This window comes from Streptomyces sp. 8N706, assembly GCF_052245415.1.
In the GTDB taxonomy this organism is placed as follows: Bacteria; Actinomycetota; Actinomycetes; order Streptomycetales; family Streptomycetaceae; genus Streptomyces.
On record NZ_JBQQBW010000123.1, the window covers coordinates 1 to 18,634 of the forward strand.

The window sequence follows — 18,634 nt, forward strand, 5'->3', positions numbered from 1 at the left end:
CTTCTAAGCACTTGGCCGCAGGTTCGAGTCCTGCCGGGGGCGCACTCGACGATCCGCGATCAGCCCTCCCTCGTGGGGGGCTTTTCTGCTGGCCAGGGGCACTGTAGCGGGGGCGGCGTAGTACCGGCGTAAGCGCCGGGCCGCCCCGAGTGATCACGGAGGCGGTCCGGCGCTGTCCGGCTGTCACCGGCTTTCTGCGGGTGGCCACGGAGAATGCTCGGTGACGTTCTCCGCAGCGACGGTTACTCCTCCCCTCTCCGGTCTGGGAGGGCCTCCCCCGCCTCGATGCGCTTTTGGAGGTCTTTGAGCTGCCCCGAGATGCATCGGGCGTAGGTGGCGAGCAGCACAGGGACGCTGTTGCCCGCCCACTCGGCGACCTGCGCCGGGGGGACCCCGTTGTTGAGCCACGTCGTCAGGCACGTGTGCCGCAGGTCGTAGACCCTCCTGCCGAGTGGTGACGCGTACTCGTCCGGGGTGAGGACCTTCTGCCTCGCGGTCCGCCAGGCACGGCGGAAGACCGAGCCCGCGAGCATGCCGCCGTTCTCCCCGGGGAACAGCAGGTCGCCCGGCTTCAGCTCCTCTGCTGAGATGTGTTCGCGCAGGATCCTCGTCAGAGCGGGGCGGCAGGGCACCGGGCGGGTGTCGTCCGAGGCTCGCCCTTTGAGTCCCCGCTCTTCGTGGATCTCTCCGGTGTCGGTCCACTGCTTGCCGACTTCGGGCCGTGCGGTGTGGAACAGCAGCTCGCCCCATTGGTCGGTGTCCTTCTCGTTGGGCAGTCGGACGTCCTGGACGTGCATCGCGACGACCTCCTCGGGCCGCGGTCCGGCGTAGTAGATCGTGGCGAAGAAGGCATGCAGCCGCCGGCCGCCCCGTGGACGGTGCCAGATCCAACCGAGCAGGTCGCCGGCCTGCCTCGGGTTGAGCAGGGACCGCTTGTCCACCGCGGACGACGTCTTGGGGGCGGTGCCCCTCCCCTTTGGCAACGGGTTGGTTCTCAGAATGCTGCGTTTGACCGCGTACTCCATGGCCACGTTGAGGATCCGGCGGTTGCGCTTGACCGACGATGCGGCGGCGGACGTGCCGTCCAGCTTGATGGCCAGCGCATGCAGAACCTCGTCAACCTTCGCCGGGTCCTCCCAGGCCGCCATCGTCAACGTGTTGCGTTCGACCCAATTGAGGATCCTCGCGACCTCAGGCGGGGCGTCGTTGCGGCGCTTGGTGTTGAACGCCCATTCCCGGAGGGCGGTGCGGACGTCGACCGGCTTGAAGCCGTTCGGCGGGGTGCGAAGCAGCGCAAGCGTTGTGCTCATAAGGGCCTTGGCCACGTTCTTCCGGTTGTTGCCGGAAGTCCGGCGCCATTGGGTGTCGCAGAACTGGAGGGCGAAGTCGTACCAGTTCACCGAGCTGGCACCCGACTGGTGCGACACGGGGCGGCCTGTGGTGAGGCTGAAGGCCTCGCCGCGGCGGGTCGCGCTGACCAGTTCGGAGCGGAAAGCGTCGGCGAGCGCTCGCGTCCCGAAGGGAGCCCGCCACTCCTTTCCTTCCAGAGTCCAGCGGACGGTGTAGGTCGTGCCGCGTGCGCCCTTGTAGGTGGCGATCTTCCAGACCTTGACGTTGTAGGTGGTGTCCATCAGGCGCCCTCCTCCCGGTAATCGAGCCAGTGTTCGTAGGTGCTGCGGCGGATGCGGAGGTCGCCGTTCGGGAGCTTGATGCAGCGCGGGGCCCGGCCCTTGGAGCGCCAGTCGTAGAAGGTCGAGCGGGTGATACGGAGCTCCTTACAGATCTCCGCGACGGTGAGCATGGCCGCCGCGGGCGTGGCAGAAGTCGTCACTTCACTGCCCCCTCACTCGGCTCGCAGCAGGGGTGAGCCGTTGCACCCTGTGTGACGAGGAAGGGGGCAAGCGGGGTCGAGCAGCCCTTACAGAGGACGGTTGGATCAGAGATGGGCTGCAACGCAGCACCCGGAGCGCCCGGAGCGCCCGGCGGGGACAGTTCTGCCTGCTCAGGTCGGGTGCAGGCTCCGGGTGCTGGCGACGGCACAGCGCCCGATGCAGCACCCGCAGCACCCGGCATCGGGTGCTCGCGGGTGCTGGCGGGGGCCCTCCGGGTGCTCGCTGCGTCCACAGCGCCCGGATGTTCATGCTGATCAGCCGTGGTTCCGGGTGCTGTGGGTGCTCCGGGTGCTGGAATGCACCCTGTCTCGACTGACGTGAGCCGGTAGAGGCGGGAGCGGTTGCCGTCGGGTTCACGCTGAGTGTCATCGACGTCGATGCCAATCGCCCTCAGCGCGGGGGCAAGTCGCTTCAGCTGGCCCCCGGCCCGGGTGGGGTCCTTGGGCCACTTCCGCGGCAGCTTCTCCGGGGTGGTGACCTTGCCGATGATGTCTGCGGCGGTCATGCAGATTCCGGCGGGGCCGGCGGCCCGTACGAGGTCGACGACGGCGCGAGCGAACGGCTCGCCTTCCAGAACGTCGGCAACGGCGTCGGCAGCGGTGGCCCGGTAGCTGCCTTGGGTGTCCCATCCGGTGACGTAGTCGACGGCCGCCAGGACGCGGGCGAAGTCGGCCATGCGCGGCCGGGCGGTCAGCTGCACGTCTGGAAGAACTCGCAGAACTTCCGCGAGGAGGTCGAAGAGTGAGGCGAGGATGGACGGGTGGGCCTGTTGGTAGGCGCGGTCCAGTTCGGCTTCCTCGCGTCGGTTCTTGTCGGCGATGGTGTGCAGTTCGATGGTGAGCAGCCGTTCGGCGAGGTCGCCCGCGAGGGCTCCGGCGTCGATGGTGGTCATCGCCAGTACCCGGCGGAACTCCAGCACGACGACGTCGTCGTCGGTGTAGAGCGCCCGGTCGACGATGCCATCCCCGGTGACGGCGCGGCACAGGGCGTCGGAGAACCAGTCGGGGATGTACGAGACGTTGTCGATGCAGAGCGCCCAGGAGTTGAAGGCTTGGGTTGCCCACGACTTCACGTCGCGCGGTGCGGTGCGCTTGGGAGCTCCTGAGGGGTCGACGATCCCGATGACCATTGCGGCGCCCTTGGACTTGCCCGTGCCCTGCTCGCCGCGGAAGGTGAGGATCGGGTGCGGGAGATCCGGGATGAACGACGCGACCAGCCAGGCCACCAGCAGGTGGAACCCCTCGTCGCTGGTGTTCATAAGGGCGCGCAGTCGGCTTAAGCCGTCACCCTCGCGTACGGGTGCCGGCAGGGCCTTCATTGCTCCGGAGCGTCGGAAGAGGACGGGCGAGCGAGCCTCGCGGCGCCACCCGTCGGGACCGACGATGACGCATCGGCCATCGGAGGTGGCAAGGTCGATCACGATCTCTTCACCGGATCGCGCGCAGCGCAGCTGTGGTGTGCATGGGTCGGCAACAGCGGCAATCCCTTCGAGCACGGTCATCGCGTCCGCGAGGGCCGATTGCGAGGGCACATTGCCTGTGGTTGCGTCGGTGTAGAGGCGGGCGAGCTGGGAGCGCAGACCGGCCTTTCCCCGGAGCGGGAGAGCGATGTTGGGACCGCCTTTTGTGACGGCGTAGGGGCGTCCGTCGTCGGACATGAAGACGTCGAAACGTTCCCGGGCGAGTGCGACCAGCTGGGATGCCTGCGAGGGTCCCTTGCCGCCCTCCTTGGCATCCGGGTCGATTCCGTTTTTGGTCAGCAGCTCTCTGGCCTTGTCGTCGTGCGTCATCGGCTGCTCCGGATGCGGCGCTCGGCGGATGCCGCGGTGGCGCGGGCTTCGCTCTCCGGCAGGCCGACGCTGACGGCGGCTTCGACGAGTGCAGCGGCGATGCCGTCGGCCTCCTGGCCGCCGTTCTCGTAGGCCCGCAACGCGGCCCAGTACAGGCGGTTGTTGCGTTCTCCAGCGCCGGCGGCCAGGACCAGCTTCACCAGGCCCAGCCCACGGCGGCCGGGCCGCCTGAGGGGGATGCGGACCGGCGGCGGTGCCGGGCTGACGGTCAGGAGAGAGCCCAGCCAGTCGGGCAGCGCGGGCGGTGGGCTCACGCGCGTGGTCTCGTACCGGCGGCCGTCGACGATGCTTCCCGCGGCCACGACGTAACCGCCGGCGGCGCGAGTGTCCACCTTCCATCCGAGCTTGCCGCCCGTGTTGCGCAGCTCCGTCCCGCCCGGTGCGGCGAAGTACAGATGGGTGCCACCGCGGCCGGTGCGCACCGTGAATGTGTCACCGGGGTACGGCTGCCCGTAGCGCTCGCACAGAACGGCGAGCACATCGGTGCCGTCGGCGATGCCGGGCATTGCCCAGGCCTCAGGCAGTGCGTCGTCCTCCCCCTTGGGGGTGTCGAGGTCGACGACGACCAGGTGGGAGGGGCCGGTCGCCAAGCCGACGTTGTAGGGCGCGGTCCCCCAGCAACGGCGGATCCGATGGGGATCTGTGGTTGCCCGGACCTCCCAGGAGCGGATGGCGGGGCGCTTGCTGTCCGGTAGGAGGGGGAAGACATGCCAGCCGCGGGCGGCCGCGTCAAGGGCACCCCTGAGCTGTCCGTCGGGGTCGTGCTGGGGCATTCTGGAGCTCTCCTGTTTCTTTGATCGGGACGGGAGAACCGGGGGCGGGTGGGTTTCCTTGGCCGGAGACACCCGCCCCCGGGCGTATCTACTGGCGCTTGAGCCAGGCGGCGTACTCCTGCCGGACGTAGGCGCGGGGGTTGACAGCGGTCTCGGGGTGCTCGGGCCAGTACGGGGTGCCGTGGTAGTTGCCGTCTCCGGCCCTGTCGAGGTCGATCAGGCGGCGGGCGGCTCCCGCGGCGAGGTCCCCGGCGTCCCCATGAAGGCCCTCGGCTTCATCGGAGAGGGCGATGCGGTCCAGAACAGCCGCCTTGCGCACCCAGAACTCCCGTCCCAAATGCCGGTCGAACGAACGACGGGCCTCGTGAGCGGTCCATCCGATCTCGCTGATGATGCTGGGCGCCTGGGCGTACGCGGCCTCGGGTGTCGGCCACGGCCCAGCCGGGCGGTGATCGGCGGTGACGTACAGGCGGGTCCGCCGGCCGTCGCGCATGCGGTGCCGGCGCACGGCACCCGCGGTGAACGCGGCGGACAGGGTCTCGGTGACCTTGGGCGCGTCGTGGTCCTCGCAGATGACACGGATCTCGAACATGGCTCTCCTCTCGGTTGGTGCTACTCGCAGATGCAGTCGGGAGCGTCGCCGGCGCCCGTCGCGCCGCAGCCGCAGCAGTGGGGGTACGGGTACGGCTCGGTGCCGTCGCTGGGATCGCACAGATCGCAGTAGGGGTCGTCGGCCTCGTCCATGGGTCTAGAGCTCCTTGTCCGTGGTGGCGGTGGAGAGTTCGGGCAGTCCGGCCTTGGTGAGTGCCACCGGGTCGAAACCGGGCAGTGAGGCGCGAGCGGTCAGCGCCTGAGCGAGGGCCTCGGCATAAGCGGCGCCCTCGCGCGCTACCTCGACCTGAGTCCGGCCTCGGATGGCTTCCACCCGCTCGACGTGGGCGTACTGCTCGCGCCGTTCGCTCATGTGCCGCTGGTGGACCAGGCGTTGGCGCCGGTCGCTGCGCCAGTAGCGCGCCGCGACCCCGTAGGCCACTGCGGTGGCCAGGACCCACAGCAGCAACGGCAGGGAAAGGCCGTCGGCGTATCCGGCCACACCCGCCAGGGCGAGCCCGCCAGAGGCGGCGAATGCGGTGCCGGCGAGGGTGCTGTCCCCGGACTGCCCGACGGCCGCGAGGGCCCCGGCGGCTGCCGCCCCGAGGGCAAGGGCGGCCATCAGGACGGCATTGCCGACGCTGTGCTCGGCGCCGTTGGCGTTCCAGATCCGCGCGAGCGCCAGCACGGTGGAGGTGGCTAAGGCGGGGGCCGCTTTCGGGGTGGCAGCGATGAGCCAGTGGCGGGCGGTGGCGGTGTCGTTCATAGCAGCGGCTCCTCAGAGGTCCTGGACGGCTTGGATGACGGCGGTGGTGAGTTCGTTGATGGGTCCGGCGGCGCCGGCGGTGGCGAGGAAGAAGCCGAAGCCTGCGGCGATGAACGCGGAGCCGTAGCCGAGGGACTTGAAGCGGAGCAGGCAGGCGAGGAGAACGCCGAAGAGGAAGACGAGGGAGATGGTCACGGCCACGAGTGGCCTCCTTTCAGTTGTCGGGTGCGGGTCAGCGGGTGCCGTCGCGGTGGAGTCGGGTGGCGAGGTTGAACAGGTGGCGGCCGATGCGTATGCGGCGGCCGGTCGCCTTGCAGCGGCGGCAGTCCTTGCCGCGCTTGAGGCGTCCGCGGCGGTCGGTCTTCAGCTCGTGGCCCATGCCGCGGCAGCGTCGGCAGGGCCCGAACGGCGACGAAGCACACAGCGCCAAGTAACACAGAGTGACGGTGGGTGGGATGGCGATAGCGAGGAGCGCAGGGGTCATGACGGGGCCTCCATGGCCGGGTTCAAGGGGTTTCTACTGGTGGGCCGCTATGGGCTAGTGGCCTGATCAGGGCGCATGTGGGCCGCTATCGGAGCCGCTATCGATAGCAGGCTGTGGCGCTATCGATAGCGGCCCCGCCGGGGTCAGCCTGCGTCCCGCTTTCGGTTACGCTCCGCGATTGCGTCGGCGATGTCGGAGCGGTCGATGCCGCGCTTGTTGACGAACTTGCCGTCGATGCGGCGTCCGACCTGTCCGGCGTTGATGCCGTAGGGCTTGAGTGCGGTGGTCAGCTGGGCGGTCTTCTCCTCGCCGGTCATCTCCGCCCAAGCGCCGTAGCGTTCGGGCCGCAGCTCAGCGAGCCAGTCCACCACGGTTTCGTTCCACACCTTCGTCTCCGAGGCGGGGACGATGGCGAGGATGTCGGTCAGCAGGGTGTCCGCCGTCTTCTCGCTCTTCGGTGTGGCAGGGTCGGGCAGGGTGCTGGCGGCTGCCCGGGCGGCGTGGGCGCGTTCGCACAGCTGCTCGGCGGCGGCGTTGTCGATGTAGTAGGAGCGGACGATCTGCGGGTTGGGCCCGGCGCCGACCAGGTAGCCGATGCCGAGGTCCTCGGCGGTGAAGGACGTGGCGCGGATGCCGTTCTTGTACATCGAGGTGCCCAGCACCATGTCGTTCTCCGGCTGGCCCATGACCTGCAGGCAGAACCGGATGCCGACGTTGGCGCTGATGGCCTTGGGCAGGGAGTCGGCGTCCGGGCGCTGGGTGCCCAGCAGCAGGATCACGCCCAGGGCGCGGCCGCGCTTGATGATGGCCGTGGCCAGCTCCGCGGCACGCTTGCCGAGGCGCTCGTGGGTGAAGACCTCCTGGCACTCGTCGATGGTCATCACCAGCGGGTGCAGCCCCAACGACTTCTTCGCCGCCAGCTGCGGGGTGACCTTGTTCTCCGGGCAGATGTCCTTGGGCAGCCCGTTGATGACCCGGGCCCGCCGGTCCAGCTCGCCGTAGACGTATTCGAGGGCGTCCACGCAGGCCTCGACGGTGGCGTCGTCGCCGGGGCCGGAGCCGTAGCTGTGGGAGATGGGCTCGAAGGCGGAAAAGTCGCCGGTGCCCTTGAGCTCGAAGGTGTGCAGCTCGGCGGTGGGGTCCATGGCGGCGGCCAGGAGCAGGATGCGCAGGGCGAAGGTCTTGCCGCGGCCGGGCATGGCGCCGACCAGGAAGTTGGCGTACATCAGCTCGAAGGACACGGCGCGGCCGCGCGGGTCGGTGCCGTAGGGGACGGGCTTGAACAGCGAGGTGGTACCGGTCTTGGCCAGCGGCCAGGCGGGCTTGGGGGCCTTGGCCATGTCCTGGTCCCCCACCCACAGCATCAGCCGCCCGGTGTGCTCGCCGGGCACCGGCTCCGGCCACACGCACCCCAGCGGCTTGCGCAGGCCCGAGGCCAGGCGCTCGCGCCGGTCGAGGATGTCGGAGACGGTCACCCCGTGCGGGAGGTCGAGGTCGGCGCGCCAGCCCTTGCCGTCCCGCTGGATCGGGGCCTTGAACTCCACCCCGTCCTTGCTCTTGGACACCTGCTTGTTGATCTCGGCGATGCCCAGCGCGGCGAAGGCACGGACCACGATCTGCGAGGTCAGCCGCTCGACCTTGGGCAGGTCCACCGCGCGCGTGATGACCGGTGCATCGGCCGACTGTCCCGCGTACCCCAGCGCCAGGACCAGCGCCGAGACCGAGACCAGCTGCAGCCAGCCGGGTGCCAGCACGTACAGGGCCAGCGCTGCTCCCGTGCCGACCAGGGAGGCGAGCACCATCACGCAGGTCCGCAGCCGCACGCGTGCATCCCGCTGCCGGGAGAGCTTGAGGTAGTCGGCTGCGTCCTCCCGGCGGACGGCGGCCAGGCGGACCGGCTCGCCTTCCTTGTCGGCGACCCACCGCATGGTGCCGCCCATGAAGTTGGCCGCACCGCGCGGCGACTGCAGCGCCAGGCGGCCGGCGTAGACCGGGGAGCGCAGCGAGTGGTAGGCGGCCATGTGGCCGTAGTGCCCGGCCACCCAGCCGGTGGCGGCCTTCAGCTCCGCCACAGAGGTGAGCCAGGCCGGGATGACCGGGCGCCGCTTGGCACCACGGATCCGGTCCATGAACCCAGGGCCCGCCGGGGCCGGACCATCGACCATCACCGGGCCCGATGCCTCGACGGGCGAATCGGTGGCGGACGAACCGGGGTCGGGCACGGTCGGCTCCGAGCGGGCCGACCGTACCTTGCCCAGGTCGACGACCTCGGCGCCGGTGTCGCCCGTCATGTCGGCTTCGAGCCGGTTGAACAGTTCGTTCTCATCCTCGTGGTTCACTAACGGTTCCTTCCGATGCTGGAGGGCTGGCGGGCCCGGCCGGCGCTTTGGACGGCTGACGGCCGGGTCCCGTCGTGCACTGACGCAACGCGCTGTTCCTCGTCGGGATGGGTCACTTCGGGTGCACGGTGGACGTCACCGATCGCTGCCGACGGGCACCAGGTGCAGACCGGCCCGCTCCGCGGGCGGCTCCGGATCGGCGCTCGCGAGTTCTTCCTTCGCCTCACGGATCCGGGCGCGGCACCAGGTCTCCCCGCGCCCGGACTCCTCGGCGAGCTCGCGCCACTCGACCTCGCGGCCCGCGCGCAGCCGCTCGCTGACCCACGCTCGCGCGTGGTCCTTCTCTTCCGGGTCGCTCGCGCGGGCGGTCCGCGCGGCGGCCGTGCGGGCGGCCGCAACCTGCTTCGCGCGCGGCTTGCTGGAGATTCCCACGGGCCCGATCTTCGCCGGGGGGTTGTTGGGCCCCGCCTGCGACTCTGCGAGGCCCACGTCCTCGGCCACAGGCTCCCTCACGGGCAGGCTGCGAGTGACATCCGGGACCGGAACGACCTCGCGCTCCGGGGCGAGCTCACCGAGCTTGAGCAGGACACGAGTGCGGCGCGGAGTCCTCGCGCGCCAGCGCCGCCCGTGCCGCTCCCGCAACTCCGCGCGCGCCAGCTGGCGTTCACGCTCACGGACGAGCGCGTCGTCGTACGAGGTGACCTCCCACAGCGTCATCCGGCGCCACAATGCGAAGGTCGACACAGGGGCGAGTAGCCACCGGGAGCGGCGGATCTTCTCCATCCGCCGCCCGGTCACCGCACCGATCCGCACGGCGTAAACATGCGCGGCGATCTCAGAGAGCACCACCCACAGCAGTGGCATGGTGCCGTGCGCAAGCTTGGCCGACAGCGAGTCTCCGGCCGCGACATTCAGCCAGCACGTCACCGAGGTGAGCGCCCACGGTACGAAACGGACCCACGCCAGCGGCATGTTCATCCGGATCAGCAGCAGGTTCGCCGCCGTGAACACCGGGATCGCGATGTCGATGCCTACGGGCAGCATCCAGGGGTGCCCGAAGTCCCACCGCTCCGCAGCTGCCGACACCGCGTCGAACGACGACGCCAGTCCGAGCACGCCCACGGCCGCGGCGGTCACGGCGACGGCACCGAGCAGCGTCCTCTCCGGCTTGGCGAGCGCCGGCACTTCATCGGACCTCATGCTGCCGCGCCCTTCGTGGAGCCGGTCGTCCGCAGACGGCGGTCCGCAGCAGCGTTCGCGGCCCGGCAGGACTCACACGGGCTCTCGTCGTTGCCGCGATGCCGCCGGTAGCCGCCGCGCGTGCCGCACTTTGCGGGGTCCTTCTCCCCCTTGGTGAGCGTTTTGGAGGACCGGGGAGCAACCGTGTTCTCAGCGGAGGCTCGGAGACTCCGGCGGTACATCGCGTACCGCTCCTCGGGGCCCTTGCCGCCGCGGATGCCGAACCGGTTGCTGTGGCCGGCCCCACGCTCAGTCTGGAGAGCGTCGGCCAGGCAGGCTTCCACCACCGGGCACTGAGCGCAGATTTCCCGAGCCAGGGCAGCCGTACGGGAGTCGCCGCGCTCGGGGAAGAACAGTTCCGGCTCAATCCCCTTGCAGAGGGCGTCCGTCAGTCCCGGATCCGGTGCGAGCTCGAAGGCAAGGCCGCCGCCCAGCGAGGCACGTGCCGTCACGTGCCCGTTCCGAGTACCGGAGAGCAGGCCAGGCATCAGGCCACCGCCTTGATCCGGCGGGGCCGAGTACCGCGAAGCAACGCGGCGGCGAGACGCGCGGCGCTTGCCGCGACCTCGTCCGACTGCGCGGCGTCCCGCAGGTCGGCGAGCACTTCACGCGCCACCGCCAGCCGCGCGCGCTTGTCGGGGTAGGACTCGCCGGGCAACCCGGCGAAGAGCTCGAAGTCGATGCCGAGCGACTGCTCGGCATCGACATGAGGCCCCATGGCCTCATGAGCAGCAGCTAACGCCTTCATCACCACTCCTGTGATCGATCGGGACGAGACATGCGGCCGGGTTCTCTTGGCCGGAGACGACCGCGCAATACCTAGCGTGCACTAGTGCGCACTAGATCACAACCCTTATGAGGCAGTACGCCGCAGAGCGCACTAGGTCGCTACTCTCGGAGCATGACTCTCGCCGCGAACGACCCCAGACCAAAGTCCGTCCAAGCGGCCGACGAGCTGCGCCAACGGATCGAGGCGGGCCGGTACCGGGACGGGAAGCTGCCTCCCAGCAGGAAGCTGGCGGAGGAGTTCGGAGTCGCTGGCGAGACGATCGGCAAGGCCCTGCGCATCCTCGTCTCCGAGGGGCGCATCTTCTCCGCCGGGAACCGTGGGTACTTCGTGACCACGGACGATACGAGCGGTACCGGCGGTAAGCCGGACATCGTCGAAGAGATCAAGGAAATCCGCTCCCAGATTCAGGCGTTGACTGAGCGAGTGGCGGCGCTCGAGGAAGGCCCCACGTCGGGTGGTGCTTGAACTGGCACCACCATGCCGTGGCGGGCAGCAGTGAAATAAGTGACAGGAAGGGGGCAGCCTCGCAGACAGGGGGACAGGCCAGGTGTCCCCGCACTGTCCTCTTGCGTGTCCCCCCGCTCCGCGGACCAGACTCGCAGAAGGCACCCGAGGGAGGGCGAATGAGCGACAGGCCTGCATGGGCACGGCGCATCACGGCTGAGCGAACAGCGCGCGACTGGTCACAGCGTGACGCGGTACGGGCGCTCCGGGCGCATGCCCCGACTGAGCTGCCCTCCGACGACAGCATGATCCGCCAGTGGAAGCGCTGGGAATCCGGCTCCCTCCCCAGTGAGTTCTATCGGCCGATCATCGCCGCGACCTTCGGCACAGTGACGAACGCTCTCTTTCCCGCTCCCGGTCGGCGTGATGGTGAGCGAGAGATCCTTGCCGCGAGCGGCATGGAAACGCTGGAGATCGTCAGCCGCCTGAACCGCTCCGACGTCGACCGCGCCACCCTCGACGCTCTCCGGATCACGACGGACCGGCTCTGCTCGGAGTACCCGTTCATGCCGAGCGAGCAGCTGCTCATCGAGGGGCGGCAGTGGCTGCGACGCGTCGTGGAGCTCCACTCCAAGAGCCTCACACTCGCCCAGCACCGGGAGGTACTCGCCCTCTCCGGCTGGCTTGCCCTCCTAGTCGGCTGCGTCGAGTACGACACCGGCGACCGCCACGCGGCGGAGTCGACACGCCAGGCTGCACTGTCTTTAGCTACTGAGTCAGAGCACGCAGAGATCGCCGGTTGGGCGCACGAGATGCGCGCGTGGTTTGCCCTCACGACGGGCGACTACCGCGGCGTCATCGCCGCGGCCCAGGCCGGAGCCGAGCTGGCCGCCCATCACAGCGTCGCCGTGCAACTCGCCGCCCAGGAGGCGAAGGCCTGGGCGCGCCTGGGCGACCGTCGCCAAGTCGAGGTCGCCCTGGACAAGGGCCGGCGCCTCCTCGAAGGCCTTCCCCACCCCGAGAACTTGGACAACCACTTCGTGGTAGACCCCAGCAAGTTCGACTTCTACGCGATGGACTGCTATCGCCTGGTTGGCGAGAACAAGCTCGCCCGCACCCTCGCGGACGAGGTCCTCCGGACCGGCACAGACTTCGATGGCACAGAACGCTCCCCCATGCGCAACGCGGAGGCCCGAGTCACCCTGGGCGTGACGGCAGCCCGCGAGGGCGACCTCGAACAAGCCCTCATCCACGGCGAACGCGCCCTCCAAGGCGACCGCCAATCCGTCCCCTCACTCATCATGACCAGTCGCGAACTGGCAGCAGTGATGCGCGATCGGTACAGCGCGGAACCTGCGGCCCTGGAGTATCTCAGCCACCTCAATGACCTGGGGCGAGCGAAGCCAGGCTTCCTGCCTGGCGAAAGTTTCCCTACCTAACCAAGGCCCGCGCACGGCGCGGGCGCGCTCCGTGCAGCAGGCGGAGCAGAGAAACCTCTGTGGCTGGGGCCGGTCGGCTCCACGGCTTAGCCACCTCCTCGGTCCTGGTCCCGCGTCGAGCAAGACAGGGGGGCCACTCGGACACATTGCGGGCAAGGGACAAGCCTGCCCGAGTTGCCAGCAAGGCGTACGACCCCCTGATCATGCTCGACCCCAGACCAGGCAGGGCACCGGCCAAACCCGCTCCACCGCCCTCAGACGAACGAAACGGCGCAACCGCAAAGTTTAAAACTGCGACTGTCGCGCTTTGGGGACATCTCGCTTCTTAATGCACATGGGTGCATTCAATTGCGCGATCCAATCTCGATGCGCCTCAGCCTCTGGATCGACCGTGATCTCTCCGTCCACTGCCCGCACGCGGACCGATCCGGCGCAGCACGTACCCGATGCCCGCCCAGAAGCGGGGTGCATAGTCAGATGCACTCGATCGGTCTGCGCCGGCACGCTGGGGTGACACTGACGAGATAATTGTGTGCAAGCAAGTCGTATAGATGGAAATGAATCCCTGATCTGCTCAACAACCTCGCGCAGGGGATTTTCATAGTTCCCGCGCCCCATGGAGAAAACGACCACTTCAGGCTTCAGAGTGGCGCACAGCTCATCAGCAAACTCAGACTCCAAAGGAGACCCGCTGTGCCCGCCATGATGCGGATAGACCAAAACTGGGGCAGATCGCAGCTCTGCGCGTGCAACAATTTGCCGAAAACCTGCAGCGTCCACATCGCCCGGCAAAAAGAGAGCTGGACTACCATCTAGATTCACCTGCAGGACGACAGACATGCCATTAGTCGTAATTTCTGGCCTGGCCTTGCCTGCAGCGCCTGGACCATGCCCAATGTCTCGAAGCGTTGGATGCAAGACTTGAATTCCTACACGCTCCAGCGAAAGATCATCACGATCTGCACTGCTAATTCCGATCCGAACTCTACAAACGCCAGAATCCGACAGGTGCGTGAGCAGAGCGAGTAGTTCGCTCCACTTTCTTGAGTCCTTAGTGCTGTCCGCGTTTGCCCATACCGTACCGACTTCAAATTCTCGATTGGGAAGGATGCGGAGTGCCCCCGCTATGTGATCCGTGTCAGCGTGCGACAAAACCAGATGCTCAATTCTCCGAACACCGGAGTCAACAAGCGCCTGATACAGCATTTTGTCTGTCTTGGCGTCAACAACTACGCAGCGGTCACCCTCGCGCAGAATGGCAGAGTTCCCATGACCCACATCGAGAATTAAGGCTTCGACATCTTCCGAAGCTAGAGGCGGGAGCTGAAGATCTTGTTGAATCGATGTCACAACGCTCCCCACTCCGGAGGTGGAACCGGAGCTGGCCGTAGCTGGTGGAAGAATAGATCAGACTCATGGTCGGCATAATAATTCACCTCGCCAAGAAAGATCTTCCCAACGAGTGCAGATGATTGAACGCGATAGCCGGGAGGGAGGAGTGCGATTGGTATCGTGACAGCAACGTCAGGTTTCCAGGCAGTGACCGTGACATCCAACGTCGGCCGGCCAACGTGGTCATGGACATCCACCACCCTGATAGGCGTGACGAACCCCTTGCGTTCCAGCGACCGTTTTCCCGCTGCTTCCTCTTGAGCTACGCGCAATGCATTCGCGATCGCGTCTGTAGAGCCAGGCCCCTTCTTAACAATGCTGGGAATTCCGTATCGCCAGGTGCGAATACTCGTTGCTTCATCATCCTCGACATAAGCACTGTAGAGGATGGCAGGCAGACCACGCTCGTTCGCCCGGGCGACAAGTTTTGCACCGTCGAAATCGACACCGCCACGTGGATGAAGCCGGTGGTCAGAGATGAGCGCACTACAACCCCCTTGGAGGACCTCATCCAACAGATGATCTATGCCCTTGGGTCCTCGCAGTAGGAAGGACATGACCGACAAATTGAGATCCTCGACCTGGTCACACGCGCGGGCTAGATCATCCTCTCTGTCGTCAAGAACAGCTACGGGCGAGCTCTTATCGCCAAGCACTATTCACTTCCCTCACTACTACTGGGGGTCTGCTTGACGCGGAAGGATGATCTTGAATGACGCCCCACCAAGTTCGCCATTTTTCTCGACGGTAAGCTCACCGTCCTCAAGAACTGTCTTCTTTCCATGCAAATCTGCAACGATGTCCTTGACAATGGTGAGCCCAAGCCCTGTTCCGTCCGCAGTGCTGCCCTCCCCGGGCAGCCAAATGTCCTTCAGTGAGATACCGGAGATGCCAGGGCCAGAATCAGCGACATTTATTGAAACACTGGTCTCATCCGCGCGGGTGCGGATGAGAACAACCCTGTCGCGTGTCGCATCTGTGGCTCGGCTGAAAGATCTTGCTGCGTTGATCACCAGGTTGGCGTAGATGGACTCGACGTCCGCTGCTGGTGTGAGGACCCGTGCCGGCTCCCCACAGAGGTCCAAATCAAGCTGGATATGCCAGTCCGCTAGATAGCCACCGAACATCTCCACGAACTCTCTGCACGTATCGTTAATATCAACGACCTTGGCTCGTCGCTTACTCCTACGCAACATTCTCAGCGGAAGTTTCGCAAATGAGTGGATGGAAGTCGCAGTATTGCGAGCCCGTGTCAGTACCTTCTCTATGCGATCGCCGTACATTTCACTGCCGAGAATAGAACGAGCTCGACGCTCAATGGTCTCAAGATCCTGTCCGAGACCCCCCGCTGACCCAATGGACTCGTGCGCGAAAACCGCAGTGCTGATGCCAACCGTCGCCAAGGATCGATACAGCAGACGGTCCCGTTCCAGTTCCTTGATCAGACGGTCCTGGGTACTAACCAATTCAGAGACTTTTTGACGCTGAAGCGGGGGCAGTGATTGCAGCACGTCGTCAACCTTGCGATCGGCCTCCTGCTTTTCCTTTCGCGCTGTCGCGGCCCCGCCAGTACGGTGCGTTTCGCGCAAACTCAGACGTGCCCGAGCAGCCCAGTCAGTTGCTCGGGCGGCAAAGTGGCGCAGTTCCAGGAACGCCATATTTTCCTGAAATCCCTGACGGTCAGTCTTAGGTACCAACATGTTTTCGGGATCGTCTATGCTCACACGCCCCACACTGGTGTTGGTGGAAGGGCGATGTTCCGGACTCCGAACCCGCAGAAGATTAAGGTCCAGCCAGTCAAACCCCGGGTCACCGTAAGGGTGAACGCGCAATCCACGATTGAAGAGGTGAACACCACCCACGATTCGGAGCCACGGGCGCAAATCTGAATGCTTTCTCAGGGAATGCCGCTGGTCAAAGGATTCTTTATTAAGTGTGAACATCCACAGCTCGAACGAGGCAGCTGGCGCGTGGTACATCATCGGAACTTGGAAGTGGCCCTGACTCTTAGTTTGTGCGACCTCCCCGTGGTCGCCTTGAGCTATGACTTCGCCCTTCCAGTTGTACAGACTGGCGTAGGCCTGGCCATTCTCATCGAGCTGAGCTACAAGTTTGTACTCATGTTCGTCGAAGAATCCTTTACTGACGGCTTCAGAAATCCGCTTGAACTGAGGTGCATGCAACACTGCGTCGAAGCCGCTATCTTCGTCATCGAAGAAGCCCGTAAGGAGCCGCATCGCCCGACCCAGTCGTTCCATTTCCGACTCTGCAAAGCCTTGGCGTAGACGATGGACGGTAATGCTGGTGCCTGGCCCTTGTTCGGAGGGCTTCGTCTCCACAGTGAGTTCGACTGCGTCGATGGAGGAGGCTGACTCGTAGGCAGCCCAGTCGATATGCAGCACGTGCGCCACGCCGGGTTGGCTCCGCGGGCGAGTGACCAGCTCGACCTGATGTCCCAGACGAAGCGCAGCAAGGCGTCCCAGGCCCTTCTCGCCAACCTTGCGCCGTCCGCCTTCGGTTAGCGGCCGGACGATCTTCGGCGATCGCCCGATCAGTAGGAAGCCTTCCCGGATGTCGTCCGCCGTCATCCCGTCTCCGTCATCCTCAACGACCAGTGTCCCCCCGGGTGTCGTTGCGTTGTGCAGGGTGACGGTGCACCGAGAAGCATCGGCGTCGTAGGCGTTGCGGACGAGCTCGATGACACCCAAGTCTGGGTGCGGAATGAGCTCCTCGCCGAGGCGAGACAAGATCTCCGTGGCAAAGCGCAGGTGAGTGCTCAAGAGTCCCCCTCCGAGCTGGGACGGCCCCCGGGTTCCGCCCGCCGTCCAGTCTGCTGCAGAATAGCTGCCAACTGATCGTCACTGCCAGTGCTCGGAAGGGTAGTTGACGCCACCGAGAGGGGTCCCCCTTGCGAACCGCAGGCTACGCGGCCTTCACCGACCAGTTGCAAGTGCTAGCCGCGGATGTCGGGCGTGGTGCCTGGAACCGCGTCGAGCAGGACGTGCACTTGGCCCTGAACGGCCAGGCAGCAGAGCAACTGCGCGCGCTCGTACCCCTTACGGTCCGCCGCGAGGAGGGAGCATTCTTCACGGGCGGTCACGTCAAGGAGCGGTTCACATCTCTGCTGGCCGAACCAAGTCCTGGGGAGCAGGCCGAGTATTGGGACCCGTCATGTGGTGCTGGCGACCTGCTGCTAGCTGCCACAGAGCATCTCCCTCTATGCCAGACACTAGAAGCGACCCTTGGACAATGGGGAGCTCTCCTGCGCGGATGTGATCTGCAAGCGCCCTTCGTTGAAGTGGCTCGGCTACGGCTCTTCCTCGCGGCTGCAGCTCGACATCACCAACAGGGCCGACCCGGGAAGATTGCGTCCGACGCGGGCGTGCAAGCGTTCAAACGCGTGAGGATCGCGGATGGGCTCGCAGCTCTAAGCGCTGCACGCGGGTATCAAGGTCACCTTCTGTTGAATCCTCCCTACGGGTCGGTACCGAGCGAGGGAATCCACGACTGGTCGGCGGGGTCGGTCTCACAGGCCGCAGTATTTCTTCTCGCAGGTGCCCGTGCCCTAGCTGTGGGACGCCGACTCTATGCGGTGCTGCCAGACGTACTCCGTAGCGGCAGTCGTTACGCTACATGGCGAGCGCGCGCTGAAGAGTACGTGAACGTAAAAAGCATAGGTCTCCACGGTCAGTTTGACGCATACACAGACATTGACGTTTTCCTCCTTGCTGGCGAGCGCCGTCGAAAAGGAGTCGTGGAATGTCCCGGACCCTTGTGGTGGCAAGACCCGCCGGCCGATCAGCGCTTGGAAGATGCATTTGAGGTTCGCGTGGGCCCCGTAGTAGATAACAGGGACCCACATATCGGGCCTGAATCACCCTTCCTCACAGCCAGAGACCTCGCTGTCGTTAATAACGGCAGCACAATTCCGCGTACTCGGCGATTCGCCGGACGCTTGCTGAGCCCACCCTTTGTCGCCGTTCGACGGACCTCGCGCCCTGGCCCAGGGGCCGGTGGTGGTGCGCGAGCGGCTGGTGTGATGGTCACCGGAAGCCAGCCCATAGCAGTGGACAATCACTTGATCACAATCAAGCCATGGTCTGCTGCTGAGCAAGACTGCAAGGAGCTGCTGCAGGTCCTCTCGTCCGACGCAGTTTCCGACTGGCTTGATCGGCGCATTCGTTGTCGACATCTGACGGTAGGGGCAATACGAGCTCTACCGTGGATGTGCCGTTCGGCTCCCGAAAGCCCGGTCGCATAGGGCTTCCGGCGTACGGCCTATTCGCGGACAGAAGATCGTGCGTCGCCGCGTATCGATGCCGTGACCAACAGTAACATCTCATGTACACGCGGCCTCCGGAGCTGTGTGCGCTGGTACCACTTTTGCGAGCGCCAGCACTCAACCAGTCGGCCCGCATGCCCCCACTCAAGGCAGTCGTACCGGCACCAAGAGCTACGGAATCTTCGCTTCCGGTGGATGCACGGTGGCGCCGACGGCCTCAGGCTCAGTACGTCCCGCTCAGCCGCAGGTCAGGGCCTTGATCGCGCCGAAGAGAATCACTCTCTTCTAAGCACTTGGCCGCAGGTTCGAGTCCTGCCGGGGGCGCACTCGACGATCCGCGATCAGCCCTCCCTC

At 66.1% G+C, this 18,634-nt stretch carries 19 protein-coding genes; 2 read left to right on the forward strand and 17 right to left on the reverse strand.

What is annotated here, in order from left to right:
• Nucleotides 1-242: 242 nt before the first annotated feature.
• From ACTWQE_RS29420 to ACTWQE_RS29480, 13 genes are all read right to left on the reverse strand, one after another.
• Entirely contained in the window at nucleotides 243-1,631 is a 1,389-nt protein-coding gene (locus tag ACTWQE_RS29420) for a tyrosine-type recombinase/integrase (protein ID WP_443332117.1), read from the reverse strand.
• Nucleotides 1,631-1,801 carry a helix-turn-helix transcriptional regulator gene (locus tag ACTWQE_RS29425; protein ID WP_443332135.1) on the reverse strand — a complete coding sequence of 57 codons (171 nt, stop codon included), beginning with the start codon at nucleotides 1,799-1,801 and terminating at the stop codon, nucleotides 1,631-1,633. Before ACTWQE_RS29425 ends, ACTWQE_RS29420 begins: the two co-directional genes overlap by 1 nt.
• A gap of 26 nt (nucleotides 1,802-1,827) precedes the next feature.
• The gene (locus ACTWQE_RS29430; RefSeq protein ID WP_443332118.1) at nucleotides 1,828-3,681 is read right to left on the reverse strand and encodes an ATP-binding protein; all 1,854 of its coding nucleotides are present in this window, start codon (nucleotides 3,679-3,681) and stop codon (nucleotides 1,828-1,830) included.
• Nucleotides 3,678-4,514, reverse strand: coding sequence for a bifunctional DNA primase/polymerase (locus tag ACTWQE_RS29435; protein ID WP_443332119.1), 837 nt, complete (start codon nucleotides 4,512-4,514; stop codon nucleotides 3,678-3,680). Before ACTWQE_RS29435 ends, ACTWQE_RS29430 begins: the two co-directional genes overlap by 4 nt.
• 88 nt (nucleotides 4,515-4,602) lie before the next feature.
• Nucleotides 4,603-5,106 (reverse strand): hypothetical protein, encoded by a 504-nt coding sequence (locus ACTWQE_RS29440; protein ID WP_443332120.1) that lies wholly within the window; start codon nucleotides 5,104-5,106, stop codon nucleotides 4,603-4,605.
• 20 nt (nucleotides 5,107-5,126) lie between these two features.
• Nucleotides 5,127-5,258: a hypothetical protein gene (locus tag ACTWQE_RS29445; RefSeq protein ID WP_443332121.1), complete on the reverse strand. Its 132-nt coding sequence runs from the start codon at nucleotides 5,256-5,258 to the stop codon at nucleotides 5,127-5,129.
• 4 nt (nucleotides 5,259-5,262) lie between these two features.
• Nucleotides 5,263-5,871 carry a hypothetical protein gene (locus tag ACTWQE_RS29450; RefSeq protein WP_443332122.1) on the reverse strand — a complete coding sequence of 203 codons (609 nt, stop codon included), beginning with the start codon at nucleotides 5,869-5,871 and terminating at the stop codon, nucleotides 5,263-5,265.
• 12 nt (nucleotides 5,872-5,883) lie between these two features.
• Nucleotides 5,884-6,072, reverse strand: coding sequence for a hypothetical protein (locus ACTWQE_RS29455; protein WP_443332123.1), 189 nt, complete (start codon nucleotides 6,070-6,072; stop codon nucleotides 5,884-5,886).
• A gap of 31 nt (nucleotides 6,073-6,103) precedes the next feature.
• On the reverse strand, nucleotides 6,104-6,355 hold the full coding sequence (locus tag ACTWQE_RS29460; protein ID WP_443332124.1) for a hypothetical protein: 252 nt from the start codon (nucleotides 6,353-6,355) through the stop codon (nucleotides 6,104-6,106).
• 143 nt (nucleotides 6,356-6,498) lie between these two features.
• Nucleotides 6,499-8,694: a cell division protein FtsK gene (locus ACTWQE_RS29465; RefSeq protein ID WP_443332125.1), complete on the reverse strand. Its 2,196-nt coding sequence runs from the start codon at nucleotides 8,692-8,694 to the stop codon at nucleotides 6,499-6,501.
• Between the two features lie 135 nt (nucleotides 8,695-8,829).
• Nucleotides 8,830-9,894 (reverse strand): DUF2637 domain-containing protein, encoded by a 1,065-nt coding sequence (locus tag ACTWQE_RS29470; protein WP_443332126.1) that lies wholly within the window; start codon nucleotides 9,892-9,894, stop codon nucleotides 8,830-8,832.
• Nucleotides 9,891-10,385, reverse strand: a complete 495-nt coding sequence (locus ACTWQE_RS29475; protein ID WP_443332127.1) for a WhiB family transcriptional regulator — start codon at nucleotides 10,383-10,385, stop codon at nucleotides 9,891-9,893. Before ACTWQE_RS29475 ends, ACTWQE_RS29470 begins: the two co-directional genes overlap by 4 nt.
• A gap of 35 nt (nucleotides 10,386-10,420) precedes the next feature.
• On the reverse strand, nucleotides 10,421-10,681 hold the full coding sequence (locus tag ACTWQE_RS29480; RefSeq protein WP_443332128.1) for a hypothetical protein: 261 nt from the start codon (nucleotides 10,679-10,681) through the stop codon (nucleotides 10,421-10,423).
• A 153-nt stretch (nucleotides 10,682-10,834) separates the two neighbouring features.
• Here ACTWQE_RS29480 and ACTWQE_RS29485 point away from each other — a divergent pair, with 153 nt between their 5' ends.
• On the forward strand, nucleotides 10,835-11,188 hold the full coding sequence (locus tag ACTWQE_RS29485; protein WP_443332129.1) for a winged helix-turn-helix domain-containing protein: 354 nt from the start codon (nucleotides 10,835-10,837) through the stop codon (nucleotides 11,186-11,188).
• Nucleotides 11,189-11,346: 158 nt separating this feature from the next.
• The gene (locus ACTWQE_RS29490) at nucleotides 11,347-12,606 is read left to right on the forward strand and encodes an XRE family transcriptional regulator (RefSeq protein WP_443332130.1); all 1,260 of its coding nucleotides are present in this window, start codon (nucleotides 11,347-11,349) and stop codon (nucleotides 12,604-12,606) included.
• Between the two features lie 285 nt (nucleotides 12,607-12,891).
• On the opposite strand, the gene ACTWQE_RS29495 is transcribed toward ACTWQE_RS29490, so the two are convergent.
• The 4 genes from ACTWQE_RS29495 to ACTWQE_RS29510 all read right to left on the reverse strand — a co-directional run bounded on the left by ACTWQE_RS29495 (nucleotide 12,892) and on the right by ACTWQE_RS29510 (nucleotide 17,098).
• Nucleotides 12,892-13,956, reverse strand: coding sequence for a ComEC/Rec2 family competence protein (locus ACTWQE_RS29495; protein ID WP_443332131.1), 1,065 nt, complete (start codon nucleotides 13,954-13,956; stop codon nucleotides 12,892-12,894).
• A complete protein-coding gene (locus ACTWQE_RS29500) occupies nucleotides 13,953-14,654 on the reverse strand; it encodes a hypothetical protein (protein WP_443332132.1) in 702 nt (233 codons plus the stop codon). The genes ACTWQE_RS29495 and ACTWQE_RS29500 overlap by 4 nt, the downstream gene beginning before the upstream one ends.
• An 18-nt stretch (nucleotides 14,655-14,672) precedes the next feature.
• Nucleotides 14,673-16,778 carry a sensor histidine kinase gene (locus tag ACTWQE_RS29505; protein ID WP_443332133.1) on the reverse strand — a complete coding sequence of 702 codons (2,106 nt, stop codon included), beginning with the start codon at nucleotides 16,776-16,778 and terminating at the stop codon, nucleotides 14,673-14,675.
• Nucleotides 16,779-16,951: 173 nt separating this feature from the next.
• The gene (locus ACTWQE_RS29510; RefSeq protein WP_443332134.1) at nucleotides 16,952-17,098 is read right to left on the reverse strand and encodes a hypothetical protein; all 147 of its coding nucleotides are present in this window, start codon (nucleotides 17,096-17,098) and stop codon (nucleotides 16,952-16,954) included.
• Nucleotides 17,099-18,634: the final 1,536 nt, after the last annotated feature.